This is a genomic window from Streptomyces sp. BRA346, assembly GCF_052851135.1.
Map to the genome: position 1 here is coordinate 1 of NZ_JAIWIH010000020.1, position 22,608 is coordinate 22,608.

Here is a 22,608-nt window from a genome sequence, read left to right on the forward strand (position 1 = left end):
CGTCACACCCTCGTCCCGCAACGCCCGTACGTCGTCGGCGAACCGCACCGCATCCCGCACATGCCGCACCCAGTACCCCGCCGACGCCATGTCCTTCGTCAGACGGATGGTCGGCCGACCGTAGGTGGCGGCCTCCGCCACCTTCCGGAAGTCCTCCAGCATCGGATCCATCAACGGCGAATGGAACGCATGCGAGACCGACAGACGGCTCGTCTTACGGTCCGCGAACCGCCCGGCCACCGACTCCACCGCATCCTCGGCACCGGACACCACCACCGACGACGGGCCGTTGACCGCCGCGATCCCCACCTCGCCGTCCAGCAGCGGCGCGACCTCCTCCTCCGTGGCCTGGATCGCCACCATCGCCCCACCCGACGGCAACTCCTGCATCAACCGCCCCCGCGCCACCACCAACCGCGCCGCATCCTCCAGGCTCAGCACACCCGCCACATGCGCCGCCGCCATCTCACCGATGGAGTGACCGGCCAGGAAGTCCGGACGAAGACCCCAGGATTCGAGGAGCCGATACAGCGCCACTTCCAGCGCGAAGATCGCGGGCTGGGTGAACTCCGTACGCTGCAACGCCGCTTCATCGTCGCCCCACATCACCTCCTTCAGCGCAGGCCCCGACGCCTCACACACCGCGTCGAACGCCGCCGCGAAGACCGGGAAGGTGTCATACAACTCCCGCCCCATCCCGAGCCGTTGACTCCCCTGCCCGGTGAACAGGAACGCCACCTTGCCGCCGACGCCCGCCTCCACATCGCTGATCGTCTCCGGCCCGACCAGCACCGCACGATGCTCCAGCGCAGCACGCCCCGTCGCCGCCGAAAAGCCCACATCAAGGTGGTCGTGGTCGTCGGCGAACGCGCGAATCCGCTCGATCTGGGCCTGAAGCGCCTCGGCGGTTGCGGCCGAGACGACGATGGGGGCCACGGGCAGCTCGCGGCGTTCCTCGGGCTCGTCCTCGACCCGTGGCGCCTCTTCGACGATCACATGGGCGTTCGTCCCGCTCATGCCGAACGAGGAGACGCCCGCGCGGCGCGGACGCTCGCCACGCGGCCAGTCCCTCGGCTCGGTCAGCAGCCGGACGTTGCCCGCCGACCAGTCCACCTGCGGCGTCGGCTCGTCCGCATGCAGTGTCCTCGGCAGCACACCGTGCCGCATCGCCTGCACCACTTTGATGATCCCGGCCACGCCCGAAGCGGCCTGGGTGTGGCCCATGTTCGACTTGATCGACCCCAGCCACAGCGGCTCCGCGCGGTCCTGTCCGTACGTCGCCAGCAGCGCCTGCGCCTCGATCGGATCGCCCAGCGTCGTCCCCGTCCCATGCGCCTCGACCGCATCCACCTCACCGGCCGACAACCCCGCGTTCGCCAGCGCCTGGCGGATCACGCGCCGCTGTGACGGGCCGTTCGGGGCCGACATGCCATTGCTGGCGCCGTCCTGATTGAGCGCGCTCCCCCGTACCACCGCCAGCACCGGGTGCCCGTTGCGGCGGGCGTCCGACAGGCGTTCCAGCAGGAGAACCCCGGCGCCTTCGGAGCAGCCGACGCCATGGGCGCCCGCGCCGAACGACTTGCAGCGGCCGTCCGTCGCCAGGCCGCGTTGCTCGCTGAAGTAGATGAACATCTCGGGGGTGGACATCACCGTCACGCCGCCCGCGAGGGCGAGCGTGCACTCTCCCGAGCGCAGCGACTGCATCGCCATGTGCATCGCCACCAGCGACGACGAGCACGCCGTGTCCACGGTCACCGCGGGGCCTTCGAGCCCGAGGGTGTAGGAGACCCGGCCCGAGACGATGCTGCCTCCGTTGCTGCCCCGCGCGTAGTCGTGGTACATGACCCCGGCGAACACGCCCGTCGGGCTGCCCTTCAGCGACAGCGGATCGATCCCGGCGCGCTCCAGCACCTCCCACGACACCTCGAGGAGTAATCGCTGCTGGGGGTCCGTCTCGGTCGCCTCGCGCGGGCTGATCCCGAAGAGCAGGGCGTCGAACTCGCCCGCGTCATGGAGGAATCCGCCCTCGCGAGCGGCGGTCTTCCCCGGCTTGCCGGGTTCGGGATCGTAGATGTCCTCGACGCCCCAGCCGCGGTCGGACGGAAACTCCGAGATCGCGTCCACGCCCTCGTCCACCAGCCGCCACAGCCCCTCGGGCGAGTCCACCCCGCCCGGATAGCGGCACGCCATCCCGACGATGGCGATCGGCTCCCGGTCGCGGTGTTCGATCTCCGCGATGCGTTTGCGGGCAGCGCGCAGATCCGTGGTCGCGCGCTTGAGGTAGTCAAGAAGCTTCTCCTGGTTGCCCACCACAGCCACCCCGGGTCGAAAAGGCGCCCGACACTGCGACGCGCGCTTGCCGGGAACGCTACGCAGGGTGAAAAGACCCCCCAACCCCTGATCGCCCCTAACCTCGTCACGCCTCTCCGCCCGCCGCCCGCCGCCGCGCCGACGCCTGTTCCGGACCCCGTTCGGCTGCCGGGGGTGGCAGATGGATCAGTCCCGCGTCCGTGGGGCGGAAGCCACAGGCGTCGACGTAGAAGCCCCGCAACCCGGGCTCGAAGTCGACGTGCAGCCACTCGCAGCCCGCGGCGCGCGCATGGGTCGCCGCCAGACGGACGACGGCCGTTCCGATTCCGCGGTGCTGGTGCGAGCCGCGGGTCTTCGTGTCGATCAAGAAGGCATGGGCGCCGCCGTCCCACGCCACGTTCACGAAGCCGACCAGGGTTCCCTCGCCGTCGCGGGCCCCCACCCAGCCGAGACTGTGTTCCTTGACCCTGCGCCACCAACCGGCGACGGCCTTGCCGCCGTGAGAGCGGACGAGGTCGACCATCTCCTCGTCGGCGATGGGGTCACGCCATGCGTACGAGATAGCTCCACTCATGCGGCCAGCGTCGCCGACCGGCGTGTGATCCGTCTCCTTTTACGTGTGCTTTGCTTTTCGGGAACCCGGTCACCGTCGGGAGCGTTCACCTTGAACAGAGCGCTGAGCAACGCGACCGACGAGCAGAACCGGACAAGCAGCAACAAGAAGCCGAGGTGGCACCAATGGCAATGTGGGACCGGCTCAAGGACCAGGCCAAGAACCTCCAGCAGGCCCAGAGCGGCCGAGGAAGGGGCGGGTCCGGGCAGGGGCACGGATCCTTCGGGCAAGGACAGCACGGCGGCCACGGGTCCGGCTCGTCCTCCGGCGGCTCCAAGGCCCAGCTGGTCGGGCTGCTCAAGTCCCAGCTCGCGTCGGTGAAGACCGAGCTGAAGAGCGGCGCCTACCGCGATGCCTCGATGGCGATGTGCGCGCTGGTGGCCGCGGCGGACGGGCGCGTCGAGCCCGCGGAGCGGCAGCGCGTCGAAGAGCTGATCACCACCAACGACGTCCTCCAGAACTTCCCGGCGGACCAACTGCGCCAGCGGTTCAACAAGAACCTGGACCGGCTCATGGCCAACTTCCAGCTGGGCAAGACCGAGGTGATGCAGGAGATCGCCAAGGCGGCCAAGAAGCCGACGGAGGCCCGCGCGGTCATCCAGACCGGCATCGTCATCGCCGGGGCCGACGGTTACATCGAGCCGTCCGAGCAGCAGGTCATCCACGAGGCGTGCGCCGCCCTCGGGATCCCGCCCACCGAGTTCGGTATCTGAGTCGCACACAGGCCCCGGGCTCCCCGGGGCCTGCGGCCCGCACCCCCGCCCATGGGTGGGGGCGTACGTCCGACCTCGGCCGGCAGGCTCCGGGCGTCGATCCCAGAGCGGGCGGTCGCCCCGGCGGCCTCAGGTGAAGGTCACCGACACCGGCCCGAGGCCGCTGAAGCGTGCCTCGATCCGCTGGCCGGCGCTGACGAACGGGGCGCCGGTCATGGTGCCGGGCAGCACCAGGTGTCCGGGCTCCAGAGCGGTGCCGAACTCGGCGAGGGTGTTGGCCAGCCAGGCGACCGCGGCCGCGGGGTGGCCCAGCACCTCGCTGCCGCTGCCCGAGGCGATCCGCTCGCCGTCGACCACCAGCTCGGCCACCACGGCGGCCAGGTCGGGCGCCTCGGCCAGGGGTGTCCAGGCGCCGTGGACCAGACCGGCGGAGCTGGCGTTGTCGGCCACCGTATCTGCCAGGGTGATCTTCCAGTCGCGGATCCGGCTGTCGACGATCTCCAGGGCGGGGGCGACCGCTTCGGTGGCCGCGAGAACGTCCTCGACGGTGACACCGGGCCCGCGCAGCGGCTCGGCGAACCGGAAGCAGATCTCCGGTTCGATGCGCGGGGCGCAGTAGCGCGCCGCGGGTACGGAACCGCCGTCGGGGTGGACCATGTCGTCCAGCAGATGGCCGAAGTCCGGCTCGTCCACGCCGAGGAGCTGCTGCATCGCGACCGCGGTGAGCCCGACCTTGTGGCCGACGACCGTGGCACCGGCGGCCAGGCGCCGGGCGATGTTGTCCTGCTGGACGGCGTAGGCGTCGGCCAATTCCAGGCCCGGCGTCAGCTCCGACAGCGGGTCGACCGCCGCCACGGTGCGCTCGGCCTCCCGCAGCAGCCGTCCGGCTTCCTCGCGCTGTGCGTCGGTCAGGGTCATCCCGTGCTCCTCGTTGCCAGGCGGCTCACCGCGTCGTGGACGAGCCGCGCGTGCGGCTCGAACACGGCCACCGGGTCGACGGCGTCGCAGCTCTCGGTGATCTTACGGTGGACGACATCGCGGGGGGCCAGTTCCGGGGCCGCGGCCCGCCCCCTCGCCCGCCCCGAGGACGTCAGGTACAGGTCTTTCCGTTGAGCGTGAAGGCACCCGGAGCGCCCGTCGTCCCGGTGTGGCTGGCCTGATAGCCGATGGTGACGCTCGCGCCCGGGGCGAGCGTGGCGTTGTAGGCGGCGTTGGTGGCGGTCACGGCTCCGCTCGCGGGGCTGTACGTGGCGCCCCAGCCGCCGGTGATGGTCTGGCCGGAGGGCAGGGTGAAGCCCAGCTGCCAGCCGTTCAGCGTGGTCGTACCGGTGTTGGTGACGGCCACGGAGGCGGTCAGCCCGGTGCTCCAGGCGCTGGTGGTGGCCGACACCCGGCAGGCGCCCGGCTGGGGCTGCGGCGCGGGGCCGTTGGCGTCCAGGCCGAAGAACGTGATCACCCGGGCGGCCATGCCGCCGGTGACCAGGTTGTGGCCGACGCCCTGGAGGCTGATGGCCTCGACGGGGGCCCGGTCACCGGTGGAGCCGTACCGGGTGCGGGTCCAGCCGGACTGGGGGGAGTCGGTGCGCGCCGGGGTCTGACCGACTCCCTGCACGTTCGTCCACTGCTTGATCTCCTCCCCGAAGTTGGGGTAGCGCAGGATGTCGTCCTGCGTGCCGTGCCAGAGCTGCATACGCGGCCGGGGCCCGCTGTACCCCGGGTAGGCGCCGCGGACCAGATCGCCCCACTGCTGCGGGGTGCGGGTGATGGTGCCGTTGGCGCAGTCGCTGTTCCACTCCGACCCGTTGGTGGTGGCGAAGCAGGCGAACGGCACCCCCGCGAACGCGGACCCGGCCGCGAACACATCGGGGTAGTCCCCCAGCAGGACGTTGGTCATCATCGCGCCGGAGGAGGTACCGGTGGCGAAGACCCTGCTGGTGTCGGCGCCATAGGTACGGACCGTCCAGTCGACCATGGACTTGATGCCCACCGGGTCGCTTCCCCCGCCGCGGCGCAGCGCCTGCGGTGAGGAGACGTCGAAACACTTGCTGGCGCGGGTGACGGACGGGTACACGGCGATGAAGCCGTACCGGTCGGCCAGGGAGGCGAACTCGGTGCCGGAGTACATCGCGGGCCCGGATCCCGTGCAGTAGTGCACGACCACCACCACGGCCGGGTTCGGGGCGACGTTGTCCGGAACGTACAGGTACATCTGAAGATTGCTGGGGTTGGTGCCGAAGTTCTTGATCTCGGTCAGGGCCGCGGTGGGGGCCTTGACCGCGGCGGTGGTAGGCGCCTCGCCGGAGGCCGTACGGGCCGAGGCCGCGGGCGCGCCCAGCAGCATGACCGCGAGTAACGAGACCAGCGCTCCGACGAGGGCGACGAGCACCGAACGCCGGGGCCTGCGCGGGGTGGTACGGGTCGATGGGGACACGTCCTCATCCCTTCCTGATCGCGGTTGCGGATCAATCGTGACCAGGACATGCCGCCGAAGAGCGCCCCCGTACGCGGCCTGCCCGCGCAGCATCGTGGCATGAACACAACCGTCATGGAAGCGCTCCCACAGCTGGTGGCACACCACCGGGCAGCGGGACGATGCCCACGGAGCGGCCGTCGTCGTCGAGCAGCCGCCCCATGTGCTTGACGGTGCGCAGGACCAGGCGCCGGGGAGGGCGTCATCATCCCCGGCACCACCGGCAACTGGGACCACGACGTCTTCCCCGACCCCGAACGGCTCGACGTCCACCGCGACGCCCGCCGCCACATGGCGTTCGGCTTCGGCGTCCACCAATGCCTGGGCCAGCCGCTGGCCCGGCTGGAGCCCCAGGTCGTCCACCGCAGGCCGTCCATCACCGCCAGCACCGCCCTGGCCAGGTGGTCGGCCGGTGCGTCGGCCCGGATCTCACCGGTCCGCTGCCCCTCCTCGAAGTCCTGCGCGGTCTCGGCCGCGAGGCCGCGGTAGCGCTCGGCGAAGTGGCGGTGCACGGGGCTCTCCGGGTCGGTGGCCGCCGCCGAGAGCGCGACGCCCAGCTTGGCCACCCCGGGGTGATCGGTGATCAGGCGCGTGCCCGCCACGATGCTGTCGATCACGGTTTCGCCGTCTCCGGCGGCACGGGCGAACGCCTTGCCCAGGACGTCGCGCCGCTCCAGGACCGCGAGGAGCAGGTCGTCGCGCGTCGGGAAGTAGTACGCCAGCGCGGGCTGGGTCACCCCGACCGGTCGGCGATGTCCTGGAGGGAGGCTCGTTCCCCGTGCTCGTCGATGGCCTCGTAGGCGGCCTGGAGGATCTGCTCCCGCCGCTCCGCGCTCTTGCGGTACGGGCCCCGTGGCTTTCGCTGGTTCGTCACTCCGCAGACCGTACTTCACCGGTTCCCGCCTCGCCGCGAACCGTCATCACCACCTTGTTGAGCACCCACAGCCCGATGCCGACGGCCAGCAGCACCCCCGCCCTGATGTACACGTGGGCGGGCCGGTCCGCCAGCGGACTGGCCAGCACCAGGGCCGTGATCGCGCCCAGCACCGGCAGCGGGGTCGGGGTGCGGAAGTGCCGGTGTTCGACGCGGTCGCGGCGCAGCACGAGCACGGCGACGTTGACGATGACGAACACGCACAGCAGCAGGAACGCCGTGGTGTCGCCGAGCCCGGCGATCTCGCCGGTGGACACCAGTCCGATGGCGAGGAGGGAGACGAACACGATCCCGACGACCGGGGTGCGGCGCCCGGCGAGCACGCGGCCCATGGCGCGCGGCAGGATGCGCTCGTTCGCCATGCCGTAGCAGAGGCGGGACGCCATCATGATGTTGATCAGGGCCGAGTTGGTGACCGCGAACAGGGCGATCAGCGCGAACAGCTTGGGCGGGAAGTCGAGCCCGCCGACCTCGACGACCTCCAGCAGGGGGCCGCTCGACTCCTCCAGCACCCGGTAGTCCACGAGCAGGGAGGACACCAGGGCGACGAGGACGTAGAGGGTGCCGGTGACGGCGACGCCGGTGAAGATGGCGCGCGGGAAGGTGCGCCGGGGGTCCTTGGTCTCCTCGGCCATGTTGACGGAGTCCTCGAAGCCGACGAAGGCGAAGAAGCCGAGAGCGGTCGCCCCCAGCACGCTGGTGAGCAGTGCGTAACCGCTGCCCTCCGCCCGGAACTCGCCGAGCCGCGACGGATCGCCCTCCCCGGACAGGACCGCCCAGGCGCCGGTCACCAGGATGATGAGCAGGCCGGTCAGCTCGACGAGCGTGAGCACCACGTTGGTCTTCACCGACTCCGACACACCCCGCAGGTTGAGGGAGGCCAGGGCGAGGATGAACAGGATCGCGACGAAGGTGGGCGGGAGGGCGTCCGTGAACTCGGCGAGGTAGTCGCCGCTGAAGGCCCGGGCCGCCGCGCTCGCCGAGGACAGACCCGAGCACATGACCATGAAGGCGACGATGAACGTCACGAACGGCACCTTGAACGCCTTCTGCGTGTACAGCGCGGCACCGGCCGCCTGCGGATACTTGCCGACCAGTTCGACGTACGAGGCCGCCGTCAGGATGGCCACGACGAACCCGATGACGAACGGCAGCCACAGCGCCCCGCCGACCTTGCCCGCGACCTGACCGGTGGTGGCGTAGATCCCGGTGCCGAGGATGTCGCCGATCACGAAGAGGACCAGCAGTCCGGGGCCGATGGCCCGCTTCAGCGGGGTCTCCTCCCCGCTCCCCGGCGCATCGGTGGCATCGCTTCTGGCTGCGGGCACGACGACTCCCCTGGGGCGTTCTGCGCTGAATAAGGTGATTCCTTCCCGGCGGGCCGGTAGATGATGCCTCGGCGACGCGATCTGCCGCACCCTCAGCTGTCGGCCCGGCGACGTGCTGCGCCATGTACCCGACGACCGCCCGGGCGAGGGTCCGGACCAGCGTCCGTACGAGGCTCCGGGCGACGGCCGGCGGCGCCCGGCGCGGTGGGTTCGGGCAGCGTGCGGAACAGCAGCCAGCTCAGGGCGGGCATCAGGATCAGCGGGGTCAGGGCCGTGCGCAGGGAGGTCGCGTGGGCCACGCTGCCGATCAGCGGGGTGACCAGGCCGCCGACGCTGACGGTGAGCCCGAGGGTGATCCCGCCGGCGGTGCCGGTGCGGGTGGGCAGATAGTCCTGGCCGAGGGTGACCTGGAGGGAGAAGGGGACGTACAGGCCGACGGAGGTCAGCGCCGTGAACACGTAGATCGCCGGGCCGGGCACCCACACGATCCCCGCGACGGCGGCGACCGTGACGAGGTACGACCAGCGGGCGACGGTGACCCGGTCCCAGCGGCCCGCCAGATGGCCGCCCAGCACGGAGCCCACCGCGCCGCCGAGGTAGAGCACGAACAGCGCCGCCGTGCCCGCCGCCGTGCTGCCACCCGGGCGCGCTTGCGCGTACAGCGAGATGAACGTGCTCAGTCCGGTGAAGACGATGGACCGGCAGACCACGGCCAGCGACAGCTTCACGAACGAGGCGACGTCATCGGATCCCGTCGCCGCCGCCGCACCGGAGTCGCCGCGCACCGGCCCGCCCAGTGCGCGCAGGACGGGCAGGCACAGCACGCTGCCGACGAGCGCCGGTACCACGAGCAGCGGCGTCAGGCGCAGACCGCCGGTGGCGACGACGGCGCCGACCATGAGCGGCGCGGTGGCGAAGCCGAGGTTGCCGCCGAGGGAGAACCACGCCATCGCGCTGTGGCTGCCCTCGCTCACGCGCCGCGCGACGCGCGCGGACTCGGGGTGGTAGGCGGCGACCCCGATACCGGACACGGCCACGAACGCCAGCGTCCAGGTGTACGAACCACTCACCCCGCTCAGGGCGATCCCCAGCCCGCCGAGGACCGTGCTCACCGGCAGCAGCCACGGCATCGGCCAGCGGTCGGTGAGCGCGCCGAACACCGGCTGGGCCACCGAGGACAGCAGCGACGCGGCGAGCACGATGCCCGAGACCGCGGCGTAGCTGTACGCGCGCTCGGCCACGAAGAACGGGACGAGCGACGCGACGGCGCCTTGGTAGACGTCCACGCAGGCGTGGCCGACCGACAGCATGACGATGGATTTCTTCCTGGTCACCTCGCCATCGTCGTCACCGGACACCCTGTCGGGCTTCCGATAAACTGCCAACCCATGCCGAAAGTCCGCCAGGAGCCGGTGGCCCGCCATGAGCCGGTGGCGCCGACCCGCACCCAGTGGCTGGCGCCCGGGGCCGCCATCGACGCCCACCGCCACGACGACCACCAGATCGTCTACGCGGGCCGCGGAGTGCTGGCCGTGACGACCGGCACCGGCACCTGGATCGCCCCCGGCACACGCGCCATCTGGGTGCCGGCCGGCACCGTGCACGCCCACCAGGCCCACGGCGAACTCGAACTCCACCTGGTCGGCCTGGACGCGAGCGACAACCCGCTCGGCCTGGACGAGCCGACCGTGCTGGCCGTCGGCCCCCTCCTGCGTGAACTCATCCTCGTCTACACCCGCACCCCGCACGACGACAGCCCCGAGCGCGGGCGGCTGCGGGCCGTACTGCTCGACCAGTTGCGGGCCTCACCCCAGCAGCCGCTGCACCTGCCCACGCCCACCGCCCCGCTGCTGAACGCGGTGTGCGAGATCCTGCGCGACGATCCGGCCGACGGCCGCACCCTGGCCGAGCTGGGCAGGGAGGTCGGCGCCAGCGACCGTACGCTCTCCCGCCACTTCAAGGCCGACCTCGGCATGACCTTCCCGCAGTGGCGCACCCAACTGCGCCTGTACCACGCGTTGATCCTGCTGGCCGAGAACCTTCCGGTGACCACCGTGGCGCACCGGTGCGGCTGGTCGTCCGCCAGCACGTTCATCGACGTGTTCCGCCGTACGTTCGGACACACACCGGGAACACACCAGCCGATGCCCGGCTAGCTGGTGAGGACGACGAGCTGCCGCGTCGCCCGGGTCATCGCCACATAGCGGTCGACCGCTCCCTCGATGCCCTCGCCGAAGTCCTCCGGGTCGACGAGCACGACCAGGTCGAATTCGAGCCCCTTCGACAACTCCGGGGTCAACGAGCTAACGCGGGACGTCGCCCGGAAGGCGTCGGCTCCGGTACTGATGACGCACGCGGTCCCCTCGTCGTGTGCGGCGAGCCAGGTGTCGAGGATCGTGGTCAGGTCCGCGACGGAGCCGTGTTCGACGGGGACGTTGCCGCTGCGGATGGAGGTCGGCACGTTGGCGTCCGGGAGTTCGGCCCGGATGACCGGCTCGGCCTCCGCCATGATCTCTTCCGGCGTCCGGTAGTTGATGCTCAGCGAGGCCAGGTTGATCCGGTCGAGCCCGACCCGCTCCAGCCGTTCCCGCCACGACTCCGTGAACCCGTGCCTGGCCTGGGCGCGGTCCCCGACGATGGTGAAGCTCCGGGACGGGCACCGCAGCAGCAGCATCTGCCACTCCGCGTCGGTCAGTTCCTGCGCCTCGTCCACGACGATGTGCGCGAACGGACCGGCGAGCGGGTCCGGGGAGGCACCGGGCAGTGCGGTCTCGTCGATCAGGCTGTCCTGGAGGTCCCGTCCGCGCAGCATCGTCACCGCGCCTTCCCCGTCGTCATCGGCCGCGAGGACGTTGTCGATGACGTCGGCCATGCGGCGGCGTTCGGCGTCGACGGCGGCCCGGTGCCGGAGCGTGCGCCGCGCCGTCTCCGGGTCGCCGAGCCGCTGCCGCGCCGCGTCCAGCAGCGGCAGATCGGACACCGTCCAGGCCTGGGGAGCCTCCTTGCGGCGCAGCTTCCGCGCCTCGTCGGGGCCGAGCCACGGGGCGCACATCCGCAGGTAGGCGGGTACGGACCACAGGTCGCCCACGAGGTCGGCCGCGTCGATCAGCGGCCACGCGCGGTTGAGCGTGGTGACCAGCTCCTCGTCGTGCAGCAGCGACCTCCGGAAGGCATCGGGCGAGATCTCGTCGTCGAGCTCGCCGAGCTTGTCCAGCAGGATCGCGGCCAGCTCCGCCCAGATCTGCTCGCGCGCCTCGTTGTGCGGGGTGCCCGGCTCCGGTGCGTCGAACGCCTCCGCCCAGTCGTCGGCGCTCAGCCAGATGTCGGCCCATTCGGTCGTGACCGTCATGCCCTCGGCGGGCGGCTCCTCGTAGAACCTGACGGCCTTCTCGATCGCCGCCACCATGTCCGCGGACGACTTCAGGCGGGCCACCTCCGGGTCGGCCTCGACCGCCGCTCCGGCCCCCTCGGCGACGAGGTCCCGCAGGGTGCAGGTCTGCACGCCCTCCTCCCCGAGGCTGGGCAGGACGTCGGCGACGTAGGCCAGATAGGGCTGGTGCGGGCCGACGAACAGCACACCGCCGCGGCGGTGTGCGAGGCGCGGGTCGGAGTAGAGGAGGTAGGCGGAGCGGTGCAGGGCGACGACGGTCTTCCCCGTGCCCGGACCGCCGTCCACGACGAGGGCGCCCCGGGAGCCCGCCCGGATGATGGCGTCCTGGTCGGCCTGGATGGTGCCGAGCACGTCGCGCATCCGTGGCGACCGGTTGCTGCCCAGACTGGCGATGAAGGCGGACTGGTCGTCCAGCGCGGCGTGTCCGGCGAATCCGTCCGAGGTGAACACCTCGTCCCAGTAGTCGCTGATGCGGCCGAGGGTCCAGCGGTATCTGCGGCGGCTCGCCAGCCCCATCGGGTTGGCGTGGGTGGCCCCGAAGAACGGCTCGGCCGCGGGGGAACGCCAGTCCAGCAGCAGCTGACGGCCCGTGCTGTCCTTGAGGCCGAGCCGTCCGACGTACACGGGCTCGGCGCCGTCCTCGCCGACCATGTGCCCGAGGCACAGGTCCAGGCCGAAGCGGCGCAGCGCGCGCAGGCGGGCGGTCAGCCGGTGGATCTCGGTGTCCCGGTCCATCGCCTGCCTGCCGACGCCACCGGGCGCCTTGCGCGCGGCTTCGAGGCTGTCGGACAGCTCGGCGATCGACTGTTCGAGGCACTCCGCGATGGCCGCGAAGTGCCGCTCGTCCCCGGCGATCAGCGCCGGGTCGGCCTTGGGCGAGAGGCGGTCGGGAAGATCGAACGCGCCGGTGGGCTCGCTCACCCCGTGCTCCGACAACAACACACGCACGTCGCGACTCCGTTTCCGCAGGTCCTGGCTTCGGCCGGAAATTCTGCGGCACAATGGGGGCCTTGCCGCAAGGCCCCCGGTGCGCTATACGTTGAGAGTGGCGAGGAGTGGGTGATGCCCCGGCTGCCCGGAACATCCCGCAGCCGCCCCCGGCGCCGTCTGATCGTTGATCCTTCCCCGCGTTCATCCTGTCCCGCGTTCGTCCTACGCAGACGACCCGAGTACGACAGAATTGAGAAGTCTGTCGTCACAAGGGGGGCTTGGTGCGGATCGACGTAACGGTGAGCGGCGGCGAGGAGGAGCTGCGATCGCTCCACGACTGGCTGGGGCGGGACCCGGCCATGCGCCGCGGCGCCCGGGTGGAACTGGTCCAAGCCCCGCCGTCGCCGGGCCAGATGGGCCTGCTCACCGATGTCTTGCAGTTGGTCACCGACAACGCCTGGAGCGCGGCCTCCTTCGCGCTGGCGCTGTCCACCTGGCGGCAGACGCGACCGCATACCCACCGGATCACCGTGCGCCGCGGTGACCTCACGGTCTCCCTCGACGGCGGCGACGACGAGGAGTTGCGGCGTCTGATCGATGCGCTGGAGTCCCCGACCGGACCCGCACCAGAGGGAGAAGACGCCGGGGAAGGGCGGTAGCCGTGGCCGTCCTGCCCGACCCGGCCGCCACCCGCGCCGTGCTCATCGGCGCCAGCCGGTATGCCCATCTGGAGCAGATCCCGGCGGTGGCGAACAACCTGAGCGCGCTGGCCGCGGCCTTACGCGCCCCGCACTCGTGGGGGCTGCCGCCCGAGCACTGCACGGTGATCGAGGATCCCGCCACCGCGGTCGAGGTCCTCGACGCCGTGCGGACCGCGGCCGAGGAAGCCACCGACACCCTGCTGGTGTACTTCGCCGGACACGGCCTCGTGGAACCGCGCCGCGGCGAACTCTTCCTCGGGCTGACCGGATCGATACCGCACCGCTCCTACACCGGGCTCCCCTACGGCACGCTGCGCGACGTCGTGCTCGACGGGCGGACCGGCCGCCAAGTGATGCTCCTCGACTGCTGCTTCAGCGGACGGGTGCTCGGCTTCATGAGCGCGCCGGGCGCCGACGCGGTGATCGACCAGGTGGAAGTCGAGGGCACCTATCTGCTGGCCTCCGTGCCCGACACCAGCTTCGCCCTCGCCCCGCCCGGTGAGCCCCACACGGCCTTCACCGGTGAACTGCTACGGCTCTTGCGCGACGGGGCACCGGGCGGGCCGGAGCTGCTGGACCTGGACACGGTCTACGCACAGGTGTACACGGCGCTGCGGGCGAAGGGACGGCCCCTGCCGCAGAAGCGCGACCGCAACACGGCGGGCGGCCTGGCCCTGGCCCGCAACGTGGCCTGGGCAGCACCCGGCTTCGGCCCGCCGCCGCCACCGTACGACCACGAACCGCTGCCGACACCCGCGCCCGAGCCCGCGCCGCCGCCGTACGAACCGACGCCCACACCATCCGCATACGACCCCGCACCCGACCCGCCCTGGCCGCTGCCCGAGGTGCCGCCGCAACCCGCCTGGTCGCCGACCCCCCTGCCGTCGCCCGCCCCCCGCGGTGCCTCACCGGGCCTCCGCCGGACCGTCCGTTACGGACTGGCGGGAGCGCTCCCCGCAGCCTGGTACAAGTTCCACCCGGCAGAGCGGTCGTGGTCGGAGCACCGGCCGACAGCGTCGCCGGGGCCGCGGCCCGGGTGGGCCGCCTGGACATCCTGGTCCACGACGCGGGCATCTCGGTGTCGTCCGCCGCACCGGCCGAAGCCGACGCCCGCCCGAGGAGCCGTGCGGCTGGCCCTTGTGCCGGACGACGGTCCCACCGGTGGGTTCTTCTCCTGGGACGGGACGCCCGTACCGTGGTGAAGGGCCGCGGGCCGCGGGAAAGCGACGGACCGGCGGGCAGAACAGCCGTCCGAGACCGCCGGAAACTCCCTATGCTGGCCGCATGATCACCCTGCCGCTCTCCGCACTGGAAGTCGCCATGGTCCAGACCGGTACGCGAGCCGTGGACACGTTACGTGACACCACCGCCTTCGCCCGGCGTCTCGACGCCCTCGGCTACCGGCGGCTCTGGTACGCCGAACACCACCACTCCCCCGCCATCGGCGCCTTCCCGCCCGTCGTCCTGACCGCCCATGCCGCCGCGTCGACGTCGGCCATCCGCCTGGGTTCCGGGGGCGTGCTCGCCCCCAACCACGCCCCCATCATGCTGGCCGAACAGTTCGGCACCCTCGCCGCGCTGCACCCCGACCGGATCGACCTGGGCATCGGCCGCGGTCCCGGCACCTTCGACGAGTCCACCGCCCGGGCGCTGCGGCGCGGCGCCGGGCCGACGACGGACGACGCGTACCGGGACGATGTGGCGGCGACGCTGCAGTTCCTGGTGGACGAAGTGGCGCTCGGTACCCTCCCGGAACCGTGGCTGCTGGCCTCCAGCACCGCCGGTGCCGCGCTCGCCGCGGAACTCGGCCTGCCCCTCGCCTTCGCCCACCACATCCGCCCCGACAACACCCTCGCCGCGCTGGACCACTACCGAGCCCGCTTCTCGCCCTCCGCATGGTGTGAACACCCCCGGGTGCTGGTGTGCGTGGAAACGATCTGCGCCGAAACGCAGGAGGAGGTGGAGCGGCTGGCCGGACCGATGAACGTCGTCAAGGCCGGGCTCCTCAAGGGCCGGAGCGAGGTCCCCTTCCCCTCACCCGCCGAGGCGGCCGCCCACCCCTTCACGGCGGAGGAGCGCCAGGCGCTGGCGGGCTTCCTGGCCCATCAGGCGCACGGCACGCCCGAGACCGCCGTAGGCCGTCTGGCGCAGGTGGCGGAGGCGACCGGAGCGGACGAACTGATGCTGGTCACGCCCGTCTACGCACTGGCGGCCCGCCTGCGGTCGTACGAACTCGCCATGCAGCACGCCACCGCCTCGGACTACTCCGCCCCGGACTCGAAGTCCTCCACGAAGTAGCTGTCCTCGCGGGTCTGGGGCGAGTTGTCCTGTTACGTACTACTCGTTGCCCTAGCATGCCTCATAGGCTCACGTTCCGCCTGTCTGCCCGTTTTCGGAGGTGTCGTGCGAGAGCAGAAGATGTACTGCTACACCTGCCAATCCGACGAACAGCACCGGCGTCTCACTGCCGAGGAAAAGGCCTGGCTGAAGAACCGCACCGGCCGCAAGGCCGTCGAGGAATTCTTCATGTGCACGGCCCCGGGCTGCCGCAACCTGCGGACCGGTTTCCAAAAGCACCCCTTCGATCCGGTGATCCGCGTGCCTTTGCCCTGACGGACACCGGGCGAGCCGACCGTCAGCCGGTGGCCGGGCGCAGGGTGCGGCAGGAGGCGATGAAGTCGAGCAGGTGGTCGACGCGTTCGCTGAAGGGGGTGTCGACGGCTCGGTGGATGACCTTGATCAGGTGCTCATAGGCGTCCGTGTGGTCGTAGGAGGCGGTGTCGGCGATCTTCAGGGCCCAGCGCCAGTAGCCGCGGATGGTGTCGGAGAGGGGCATGCGGAAGCCCGCGACGACCTCTCTGATCGGCTCGGCCACGGCGTCGCCGTAGGCGCGCAGGTAGGACGTGACGACGTCGGCCATGAAGGTGAAGTGGCGGGCCTCGTCGCGGCTGAGACGGGTCAGGACCTGGGCGAGCACCGGGTCGTCCACCACCGCGCGCAGCTGCTGGTAGTAGATCTGGGTGGCCTTCTCCTGGACGAGGGCGTACGCGAAGAACTGCACGGGGTGGGTGTAGGGCAGCTCGAAGCGGGCCTGGCCGGGGACGATGAGCTGTTCGCGCACCGACGCGGCGTCGCCCATGCCGGAGGCTTCCTGGTAGCGGGTGAGGGCGCGGGCGTGGGTGTCCTCCTCGGAGGCCCAGCGGATGGTGAAGTGGTACAGCTCGCGGTTGTGGGCGTAGACCTCCGGAGGCACCGAGCCGTCGACGGGGAAGTGCTCGGTGTAGAGCGAGAAGTAGCCCGGGAGGTGGTCCTCGATGAGGGTGATGAACTCGACCGCGGAGCGCTGGCCCGCGGAGAGCCGGTTCGCGTCGGCGAGGTCCCAGTCCAGGCCGGTCTCGACGCTCCACGGGCGGGCCTGGGCGGCGCCGGTGAAGTAGTGGCCGACGGCGCGGGCGATGTCCTCGGCGGGCAGTACGCCCGCTTCGGCGCAGGCGGTGCCGGTGGGGGTGGCGGTCATGTCGTCCCTCCTCGCGCAGGGAGCGGTCAGCGCGACTTGCGGCATACCAGGGCGTAGTGCTTGGTGGTGTATCCCCAGCCGGAGTTGGCGGTCTCCAGGTACCGCAGCAGCTGGTCGGTCAGGCCCGCGCCGTGCTCTTCCAGGGCCGGGGAAGCGGCCCGTACGTTCGCCATCCAGCACTCGATGGTGCGGTGGTAGTCGGCGGTGAGGTCGTGCACCGCGCGGATCGACAGGCCCGCTCCCTCGGCGGCGGCGACGAGTTCGGACAGCGGGCGCAGATCGCCGGAGCCGAAGATGCCGTGGCGGATGAAGTCGGTGCCGGGGCGTTCGTCGAACGCCCGGCGGATGGCCTCGCTGCGGAAGCAGCTCTCGGACAAGTACAGCGTGCCGCCGCGCCGCAGCGCGCGGCGGATGGTGGCGAACACCTCGTCCAGGCCGTCCATGTGCACGACGGACCCGAGCAGGGTGACGGCATCGAACGCGCCGGGCTCGGGCTCGTACCCCTCGAAGGACGTGGTTTCGGTGTGCACCAGGGCGCCGAGGCCGCGTGCCGCGACGCACTCGCGGATGTAGGCGTGCTGGCGGGGCGCCGGGCTGAGGCCCACCGTCCGGCAGCCGTACTCCTCCGCCATGAACAGCGGCAGGGCGCCCCAGCCGCAGCCCGCGTCCAGGATCCGCTCGCCCCCGGTCAGCCCGAGCTGTTCGGCGACCCACGCCAGCTTGCGCCGCTGGGCCCGCTCCAGGGTGTCGTCGTCGGAGGCGAACAGCGCGGAGGAGTACTTGCGCAGCGGGTCGAGGAACCGCGCGAAGATCTCGGGGTCGAGGTCGTAGTGCTGGTTGGTGGCGGCGACGGTCATGACCGCTCCCGCGCGGTCGCCCTCTCGACCAGCGCCACGACCTCGCCGATGGTGTTGATGCCGAAGATCTCGTCGTCCTCCAGCTCGATGTCGAAGGTCTGCTCGATCTTGGCGATGATGCGCACGACCTTGATGGAATCAGCGCCCTCGACGCCGCGCAGATCGGCGTCGGGGCTCAGCGCGCCCACGGGGCGGTCGAGGATCTCGGCGACGACCTCGGTGACCGTACGGGTGATGTCGGCGACGGTGGCGGTGCTGGTGCTGCTGGTCATGTCATGCCTCCACGGCGTGCTGGTGTGGTTGGTAGTGCGCGGTGGCGGTGGCCACCGGGGTGCCGTGCTGGTCGAGCACCTCGGCGCGGGCGGTGAGAAGTCCGCCCGCGCCCTCGGTGGCCTCGGCGGTGCACCGGTAGCGGTGGCCGACGGAGACGACGCCGAGGTAGCGCATCCGCATCGAGGTGGTCAGGGCCGGGACGCCCAGCCGCAGGACGACGAGGTTGCCCATCGTCTCGTCGCAGATGAGGCCGAGGATCCCGCCGTGGACGACGCCGGGGTAGGACTCGTAGTGGTGGTCCAGCACGAACGCGGTGCCGAGCCGGTCGCCGGTCCGCTCGAAGGTGAGGGACAGGCCGCGGGGGTTGGCGTCGGCCGGTGCGCAACCGAAGCAGTGGTGGTCGGCGCGGCCGGTCCACGGCAGCGGTACAGCGTCGGTGTCCCGCGCGGGCGCGCTCATCCGCTCGTCCGCTCGTCCCAGGGCGGTCCGCTCATCCCAGGGCCGTCGCGATGGCGCGCCGAACGGCGCGGTTGGAGGAGAGGTCGTAGCCGGTCAGGGAGGAGAACGTACGGCGGATCTTCCCCTGGAGCGCGTCCAGTTCGCCCTGGTCGGCGACCGTGTCGAGGAAGAGCTCGAAGCCGGTGTCGATGGTTTCGGTGTCGCCGAGTTCGGCGAGTCCGGACTTGAACACCCCGACCGGGTGCTTGATGCGGTCGTCGGCGGTGTAGAAATACAGCGTCTCCAGGACGGAGGCGGTCTCCTGCGGGTGCTGTTCGAGGCGCTTGGCCGCGAAGTGGCGGAACTCCTTGGCGTGTCCGGCCTCGTCGCGGCTGGCGCGCAGCAGCAGGTCCTTCAGCGCGGGCTCTTCGACCCACGCGGAGACGGCCCGGTAGACGTGGTTGACGGTCAGCTCGGAGATGATGTTGGTGGCGAGCGTCGCGGACGGGGTCGAGCCGGGGTCGTAGGGCGCCCGCATCGCGGCCACCGCCCGGTTGTCGACGTGTTCGCCGACGGCCTGGAGCCAGGAGGTGAACGCGAAGTGGTGCTGGACCTCCTGATAGCCCCAGATCACGGCGAACGCCGAGAAGTCGTAGTCGTCGGCGAACTCGTTGAGGAAGCCGTGCACCGCGGCGATGACATTGGACTCACCCATCACGGCGCTCTTCACCAGGGTGATGTACTCCGGCTTGGCCAGGGAGCGGTCCACATCGCCTAGCGGAAGTTCCGCCAGCCGCCAATGGCTTTTGTCGTAGTGCCGGAAGACTCCGAGGCTGTGCATCCGGTCCATGTCCGGCGCGTGAATGGTCATGAATTCGCCTTCGCGATGATCTGGTCCCGCATGCCGAGCCGTTGGAGCTTTCCGCTGGTGGTGCGGGGAATCGACCGTGCGGCGACGAGGTGGACATTCAGCTGGGGCAGACCGAGTACCGAGGTGCAGCGGGCGAGGATTTCCCCGGAGAGCCGGTCCCTTTCCGCGAGGTCGGTCAGCCGGGTTTCTGCGCACAGCACGATCTGTTCGTGTTCGCTGTCCTCGGTGAGCGCGAACGCGACACAGCGCCCCTTGTAGAGGCCGGGTACCGTGCGGGCGACGGATTCGATGTCGAGCGGATAGATGTTGGCCCCGCGAACGGTGATCATCTCCTTTGTGCGGCCGGTGAAATACAGCTCGCCGTCGCGCCGGTAGCCGAGGTCTCCAGTGCGCAGCCAGCCGTCGGCGGTGAACGGGTCGTCCAGGCCGCCGAGATATCCACTGGTCACGGAGGGGCCGCGGACCTGGATCTCGCCGACCATGCCGTCGGGCAGCACCCGCCCGCCGTCATCCTGGGCGTCCTGCGCGACCACGCGGAAGCTCATCCCGGGCGCGGCCCGGCCGAGCGCGACGATCCCGCGTGCGCCGGGGTCGCCCTCGGACACCGGCACCGCCGTCCGGTCGTCGGCGAGGGCGGCGCGGTCGACCCACTCGGCCAACGGCTCCCGCTCCAGGGGCGGAAGGGTGACCAGCAGGGTGGCCTCGGCCATCCCGTAGGCCGGGGTCATCGCGGCGGGGCGGAACCCGGCCGGGGCGAAGTGGCCGAGGAAGTCCCGTACGGACGCGACGGAGATGCACTCGGCGCCGTTGAACGCCACGCGCCAGCGCGACATGTCCAGGGACGGCACCTCCTCGGCGGGGATCGCCTCCACGAGGTGGTCGAAGCCGAAGTTCGGCATGGCGTTGATCGTGGAGGGCGTACGGAGGAACTCCTTCAGCCAGCGCCGGGGGCTGCGGACGAAGGCCGTCGGGGACCAGACCGTGACCGGCAGTCCGTGGAACAGGCCGGTGAGCGTGCCGAACAGGCCCATGTCGTGGAAGAGCGGCAGCCAGCTGCCCCAGCCGTCGCCGTGCCCGATGGCGATCGCCGAGGTGATCGAGTCGGCGCAGGAGAGCACGTTGGCATGGCTGAGGACGACGCCCTTGGGGGCGAAGGTGCTGCCCGAGGTGAACTGGATGACGGCCGGGTGTCCGGTGCCCGGCCGGGGCAGCGGGCCGGGGCCGCCCGCGGCGATGAGCCCGGCGGCGTCATGGATGCGGGGGCCGGTGAGGTGGTCGGTGACGGCACGCATCGCCGGGACCGTCACCACATGGCTCAGCCCGGCGGTGTCGACGATCCGCTGGGTGCGCCGCAGATAGCCCTCGATGTCGCGCAGGACGATCGGCAGCGGGAGCGGGCAGGCCGCGGCGCCGATCCGTGCCGAGGCGAGCACGCCCTGGAGGAACGCGGCCCCGTTCGGGCAGAGGATGCCGATGGTGTCGCCCTCGGTGGCACCGTCGGCGAGCAGCGCGGCGGCCATCCGCCGGGAGGAGTCGGCCAGTTCGGCGTAGGTGAGGCGTTCGTTCTCGCTGGGGAAGGAGAGGGTCTGGCCGGGGTTGCGGGCGGCGGCCTCGTCGAACGCCGCGGTCAGGCCGGGAAACCCGTCAAACGTCACTGCGATCACCTCGTGTCGGGGCGGGGTGCGCCCCCGACCGCAGCACCCGCAGCAGGGTGGGCGGGGCGAGCAGCGCGGTCGGGGGGAGGGTGAGGTTGGCGACGCGCATGAAGGTGCGGGCGACCGCCGGGTCCCGGTGCGCGGCCACCTGGGCGCGGGCGGCGTAGGCGCTGACGAGGCGGGAGCGCGGGGTGCGCGGCCCGACGACGCCGGGGTAGCGCAGATCGGAGCCGGTGGACATCTGCCAGGCGACGTCGACCACGGCGGCGACCTCGCGGTGGAAGCGGGCCGGGTCGAGCCCGTCGGCGCCGTCGGCGCGCAGCCGGTCACGGAGGACGAGGGCCTGCTGCGCGGCGACGGTCATGCCCTGTGCGTAGAGCGGGTTGAAGCTGCTGACGGCGTCGCCGAGGACGGCGAATCCGGCGGGCGGCGCGGCGATACGGTCGTATCGGCGGCGCAGCGAGCCGCGGAAGCGGTGCGGCACCGGGTCGTCCAGCGGCTCCGCGTCCCGGACGATGTCATGGACGTCGCTGACCGGGAGGGTGGCGGCGAACGCCTCGAACCCGGCGTGGTCGGTGGGCGGATGGTCGCCGAGCATGCCGGCGAGGGTGACGTGCCAGCGGTCGCCCTCCAGGGTGATGGCGCCGCCGCCGCGCCACCCGGGCATGGTGGAGACGACGACGGCGAGGTCACCGTCGAGATGGCCGGGGCGGCGCCGGTACGTCCGGGAGGCGTAGCCGAGGTCGACGTCGACGCGCTCCTCGGCGGGGCGTTCATGGCCGAGCGCGACGAGCCAGTCGGGGGCCCGGGAGGCGCGTCCGGTGGCGTCCACGACCAGGTCGGCGCGGAGGACATCCTCCCCGCCGGAATCGGGGTCCACCGGTCCGGTGCGGCCCTGGCCCGCCGTGGGCAGCGCGAGGCGGACGCCGGTGATCCGGCCGGGCCGCCCTCCTCCGGCCGCTCCCGCCGGAGCCTCATGCTCCGCCGTCACCAGGCCGGTCGCGGTGCGGCCGGTCAGCAGGTGGACGCCAGGCAGCCGCACCGTCCGCTCCCGGATGGCGCCCTCCAGCATGGGCCTGCTGGCGAGCAGCGTGGTCAGCCCGGTGGAGGCCGGGTGCACCCGCAGCCCGGAGAGGTACCAGCGCGACTCGCGCAGCACCTCGGTGGTGGGCGCGCCCGCCGCCGCGAGCTGCCCGGTCAGGCCCGGGTACAGCTCCTCCATGATCTGGCGGCCGCGCTCCATCAGCCCGTGCAGATGCCTGCTCTGCGGGGCGCCCCTGCGCCAGCCGGTGCCGGGGCTGTCGTCGCGCTCGACGAGCACGACGCGGTCGAAGGAGTCCGCGAGCACCCGGGCGGCCAGCAGCCCGGCGACGCTCGCGCCGATCACCACCGCACGGCGTTCCGACATGCTCCGCCCCTTTCTCGTCCTCAGTTCTCCGGTGGGGGCGAAACAAATCTCGCCGGATACGCGGCGGAGAAGCAATGCACTCGGGTATGTGCCTATCGCGTCATTGGCAGGTGCCCGCAAAGTTCATTTGTCGGCGTGGATTCAGGGCGAATTCACCTGGCGCCACGAGTGTGTCGCGCATCGATCGGCCCGCCGTTCC

21 protein-coding genes and 2 pseudogenes are annotated in these 22,608 nt (G+C 71.5%); 7 read left to right on the plus strand and 16 right to left on the minus strand.

The features are described from left to right. Both LCH29_RS22795 and LCH29_RS22800 read right to left on the minus strand, forming a co-directional pair. On the minus strand, positions 1-2,310 hold a 2,310-nt coding region (locus tag LCH29_RS22795; RefSeq protein ID WP_446463588.1), incomplete at its 3' end, for a type I polyketide synthase. A gap of 106 nt (positions 2,311-2,416) precedes the next feature. Continuing rightward, positions 2,417-2,884 (minus strand): GNAT family N-acetyltransferase, encoded by a 468-nt coding sequence (locus LCH29_RS22800; RefSeq protein WP_446463589.1) that lies wholly within the window; start codon positions 2,882-2,884, stop codon positions 2,417-2,419. A gap of 164 nt (positions 2,885-3,048) precedes the next feature. Here LCH29_RS22800 and LCH29_RS22805 point away from each other — a divergent pair, with 164 nt between their 5' ends. Next, positions 3,049-3,636 carry a tellurite resistance TerB family protein gene (locus LCH29_RS22805; RefSeq protein ID WP_446463590.1) on the plus strand — a complete coding sequence of 196 codons (588 nt, stop codon included), beginning with the start codon at positions 3,049-3,051 and terminating at the stop codon, positions 3,634-3,636. 129 nt (positions 3,637-3,765) lie between these two features. Here the strand turns inward: LCH29_RS22805 and LCH29_RS22810 are convergent, their stop codons facing one another. Together LCH29_RS22810 and LCH29_RS22815 are read right to left on the minus strand one after the other, a co-directional pair. Beyond that, positions 3,766-4,554, minus strand: a complete 789-nt coding sequence (locus LCH29_RS22810) for a 2-keto-4-pentenoate hydratase (RefSeq protein WP_446463591.1) — start codon at positions 4,552-4,554, stop codon at positions 3,766-3,768. A gap of 172 nt (positions 4,555-4,726) precedes the next feature. Continuing rightward, complete coding sequence (locus tag LCH29_RS22815; protein ID WP_446463725.1) at positions 4,727-5,977, minus strand: extracellular catalytic domain type 1 short-chain-length polyhydroxyalkanoate depolymerase; 1,251 nt, start codon at positions 5,975-5,977, stop codon at positions 4,727-4,729. Between the two features lie 318 nt (positions 5,978-6,295). Between LCH29_RS22815 and LCH29_RS22820 the strand changes: the two are divergent. Beyond that, positions 6,296-6,595 (plus strand): annotated as a pseudogene (locus LCH29_RS22820) (cytochrome P450); the annotation flags it as partial. On the opposite strand, the pseudogene LCH29_RS22825 reads toward LCH29_RS22820, so the two are convergent. The 4 genes and pseudogenes from LCH29_RS22825 to LCH29_RS22840 all read right to left on the minus strand — a co-directional run. Then, positions 6,520-6,843: pseudogene (locus LCH29_RS22825) on the minus strand (TetR/AcrR family transcriptional regulator); the annotation flags it as partial. The pseudogenes LCH29_RS22820 and LCH29_RS22825 sit on opposite strands and share 76 nt — an antisense overlap. Continuing rightward, positions 6,840-6,980, minus strand: a complete 141-nt coding sequence (locus LCH29_RS22830) for a hypothetical protein (RefSeq protein ID WP_446463592.1) — start codon at positions 6,978-6,980, stop codon at positions 6,840-6,842. The gene LCH29_RS22830 and the pseudogene LCH29_RS22825, both read right to left, overlap by 4 nt. Next, on the minus strand, positions 6,977-8,368 hold the full coding sequence (locus tag LCH29_RS22835; protein WP_446463593.1) for an APC family permease: 1,392 nt from the start codon (positions 8,366-8,368) through the stop codon (positions 6,977-6,979). The genes LCH29_RS22830 and LCH29_RS22835 overlap by 4 nt, the downstream gene beginning before the upstream one ends. A 92-nt stretch (positions 8,369-8,460) precedes the next feature. Continuing rightward, positions 8,461-9,702: an MFS transporter gene (locus LCH29_RS22840; RefSeq protein WP_446463594.1), complete on the minus strand. Its 1,242-nt coding sequence runs from the start codon at positions 9,700-9,702 to the stop codon at positions 8,461-8,463. A gap of 54 nt (positions 9,703-9,756) precedes the next feature. Here LCH29_RS22840 and LCH29_RS22845 point away from each other — a divergent pair, with 54 nt between their 5' ends. Further along, positions 9,757-10,524 (plus strand): AraC family transcriptional regulator, encoded by a 768-nt coding sequence (locus LCH29_RS22845; protein ID WP_446463595.1) that lies wholly within the window; start codon positions 9,757-9,759, stop codon positions 10,522-10,524. Here the strand turns inward: LCH29_RS22845 and helR are convergent. Continuing rightward, complete coding sequence (helR, locus tag LCH29_RS22850) at positions 10,521-12,680, minus strand: RNA polymerase recycling motor ATPase HelR (protein WP_446463596.1); 2,160 nt, start codon at positions 12,678-12,680, stop codon at positions 10,521-10,523. The genes LCH29_RS22845 and helR overlap by 4 nt on opposite strands. Positions 12,681-12,970: 290 nt before the next feature. Between helR and LCH29_RS22855 the strand changes: the two genes are divergently transcribed. The 4 genes from LCH29_RS22855 (at position 12,971) to LCH29_RS22870 (ending at position 16,003) form a co-directional block, all read left to right on the plus strand. After that, entirely contained in the window at positions 12,971-13,348 is a 378-nt protein-coding gene (locus tag LCH29_RS22855; protein ID WP_446463597.1) for an effector-associated constant component EACC1, read from the plus strand. Between the two features lie 2 nt (positions 13,349-13,350). Beyond that, positions 13,351-14,592 (plus strand): caspase, EACC1-associated type, encoded by a 1,242-nt coding sequence (locus LCH29_RS22860; RefSeq protein WP_446463598.1) that lies wholly within the window; start codon positions 13,351-13,353, stop codon positions 14,590-14,592. A gap of 82 nt (positions 14,593-14,674) precedes the next feature. Then, positions 14,675-15,688, plus strand: coding sequence for an MsnO8 family LLM class oxidoreductase (locus LCH29_RS22865; RefSeq protein ID WP_446463599.1), 1,014 nt, complete (start codon positions 14,675-14,677; stop codon positions 15,686-15,688). 120 nt (positions 15,689-15,808) lie between these two features. Continuing rightward, complete coding sequence (locus LCH29_RS22870) at positions 15,809-16,003, plus strand: hypothetical protein (RefSeq protein WP_446463726.1); 195 nt, start codon at positions 15,809-15,811, stop codon at positions 16,001-16,003. 22 nt (positions 16,004-16,025) lie between these two features. Here LCH29_RS22870 and LCH29_RS22875 read toward each other — a convergent pair whose 3' ends face one another. From LCH29_RS22875 to LCH29_RS22905, 7 genes are read right to left on the minus strand one after another with little or no spacing between them, the layout of a single operon-like run. Beyond that, positions 16,026-16,907: an acyl-ACP desaturase gene (locus LCH29_RS22875; RefSeq protein WP_446463600.1), complete on the minus strand. Its 882-nt coding sequence runs from the start codon at positions 16,905-16,907 to the stop codon at positions 16,026-16,028. 26 nt (positions 16,908-16,933) lie between these two features. Continuing rightward, a complete protein-coding gene (locus tag LCH29_RS22880; RefSeq protein WP_446463601.1) occupies positions 16,934-17,764 on the minus strand; it encodes an SAM-dependent methyltransferase in 831 nt (276 codons plus the stop codon). Continuing rightward, positions 17,761-18,036 (minus strand): acyl carrier protein, encoded by a 276-nt coding sequence (locus LCH29_RS22885; RefSeq protein ID WP_446463602.1) that lies wholly within the window; start codon positions 18,034-18,036, stop codon positions 17,761-17,763. Before LCH29_RS22885 ends, LCH29_RS22880 begins: the two co-directional genes overlap by 4 nt. A gap of 1 nt (position 18,037) precedes the next feature. Then, a complete protein-coding gene (locus LCH29_RS22890) occupies positions 18,038-18,496 on the minus strand; it encodes a PaaI family thioesterase (RefSeq protein ID WP_446463603.1) in 459 nt (152 codons plus the stop codon). Between the two features lie 31 nt (positions 18,497-18,527). Next, complete coding sequence (locus tag LCH29_RS22895; protein WP_446463604.1) at positions 18,528-19,346, minus strand: ferritin-like domain-containing protein; 819 nt, start codon at positions 19,344-19,346, stop codon at positions 18,528-18,530. Further along, the gene (locus LCH29_RS22900) at positions 19,343-21,001 is read right to left on the minus strand and encodes an AMP-binding protein (RefSeq protein WP_446463605.1); all 1,659 of its coding nucleotides are present in this window, start codon (positions 20,999-21,001) and stop codon (positions 19,343-19,345) included. Before LCH29_RS22900 ends, LCH29_RS22895 begins: the two co-directional genes overlap by 4 nt. Continuing rightward, positions 20,991-22,409, minus strand: a complete 1,419-nt coding sequence (locus tag LCH29_RS22905) for an FAD-dependent oxidoreductase (protein ID WP_446463606.1) — start codon at positions 22,407-22,409, stop codon at positions 20,991-20,993. Before LCH29_RS22905 ends, LCH29_RS22900 begins: the two co-directional genes overlap by 11 nt. Between the last annotated feature and the right edge of the window lie 199 nt (positions 22,410-22,608).

Excerpts from the sequence above, each read along its gene's own strand:
- LCH29_RS22845 (WP_446463595.1), top strand. The coding sequence starts at position 9,757 with ATGCCGAAAGTCCGCCAGGAGCCGGTGGCCCGCCATGAGCCGGTGGCG.
- LCH29_RS22805 (WP_446463590.1), top strand. The coding sequence starts at position 3,049 with ATGGCAATGTGGGACCGGCTCAAGGACCAGGCCAAGAACCTCCAGCAG.
- LCH29_RS22895 (WP_446463604.1), bottom strand. The coding sequence starts at position 19,346 with ATGACCATTCACGCGCCGGACATGGACCGGATGCACAGCCTCGGAGTC.
- LCH29_RS22865 (WP_446463599.1), top strand. The coding sequence starts at position 14,675 with ATGATCACCCTGCCGCTCTCCGCACTGGAAGTCGCCATGGTCCAGACC.
- LCH29_RS22885 (WP_446463602.1), bottom strand. The coding sequence starts at position 18,036 with ATGACCAGCAGCACCAGCACCGCCACCGTCGCCGACATCACCCGTACG.
- LCH29_RS22905 (WP_446463606.1), bottom strand. The coding sequence starts at position 22,409 with ATGTCGGAACGCCGTGCGGTGGTGATCGGCGCGAGCGTCGCCGGGCTG.
- LCH29_RS22875 (WP_446463600.1), bottom strand. The coding sequence starts at position 16,907 with ATGACCGCCACCCCCACCGGCACCGCCTGCGCCGAAGCGGGCGTACTG.
- LCH29_RS22810 (WP_446463591.1), bottom strand. The coding sequence starts at position 4,554 with ATGACCCTGACCGACGCACAGCGCGAGGAAGCCGGACGGCTGCTGCGG.
- LCH29_RS22880 (WP_446463601.1), bottom strand. The coding sequence starts at position 17,764 with ATGACCGTCGCCGCCACCAACCAGCACTACGACCTCGACCCCGAGATC.
- LCH29_RS22815 (WP_446463725.1), bottom strand. The coding sequence starts at position 5,977 with ATGCTGCTGGGCGCGCCCGCGGCCTCGGCCCGTACGGCCTCCGGCGAG.
- LCH29_RS22890 (WP_446463603.1), bottom strand. The coding sequence starts at position 18,496 with ATGAGCGCGCCCGCGCGGGACACCGACGCTGTACCGCTGCCGTGGACC.
- LCH29_RS22800 (WP_446463589.1), bottom strand. The coding sequence starts at position 2,884 with ATGAGTGGAGCTATCTCGTACGCATGGCGTGACCCCATCGCCGACGAG.
- LCH29_RS22870 (WP_446463726.1), top strand. The coding sequence starts at position 15,809 with ATGTACTGCTACACCTGCCAATCCGACGAACAGCACCGGCGTCTCACT.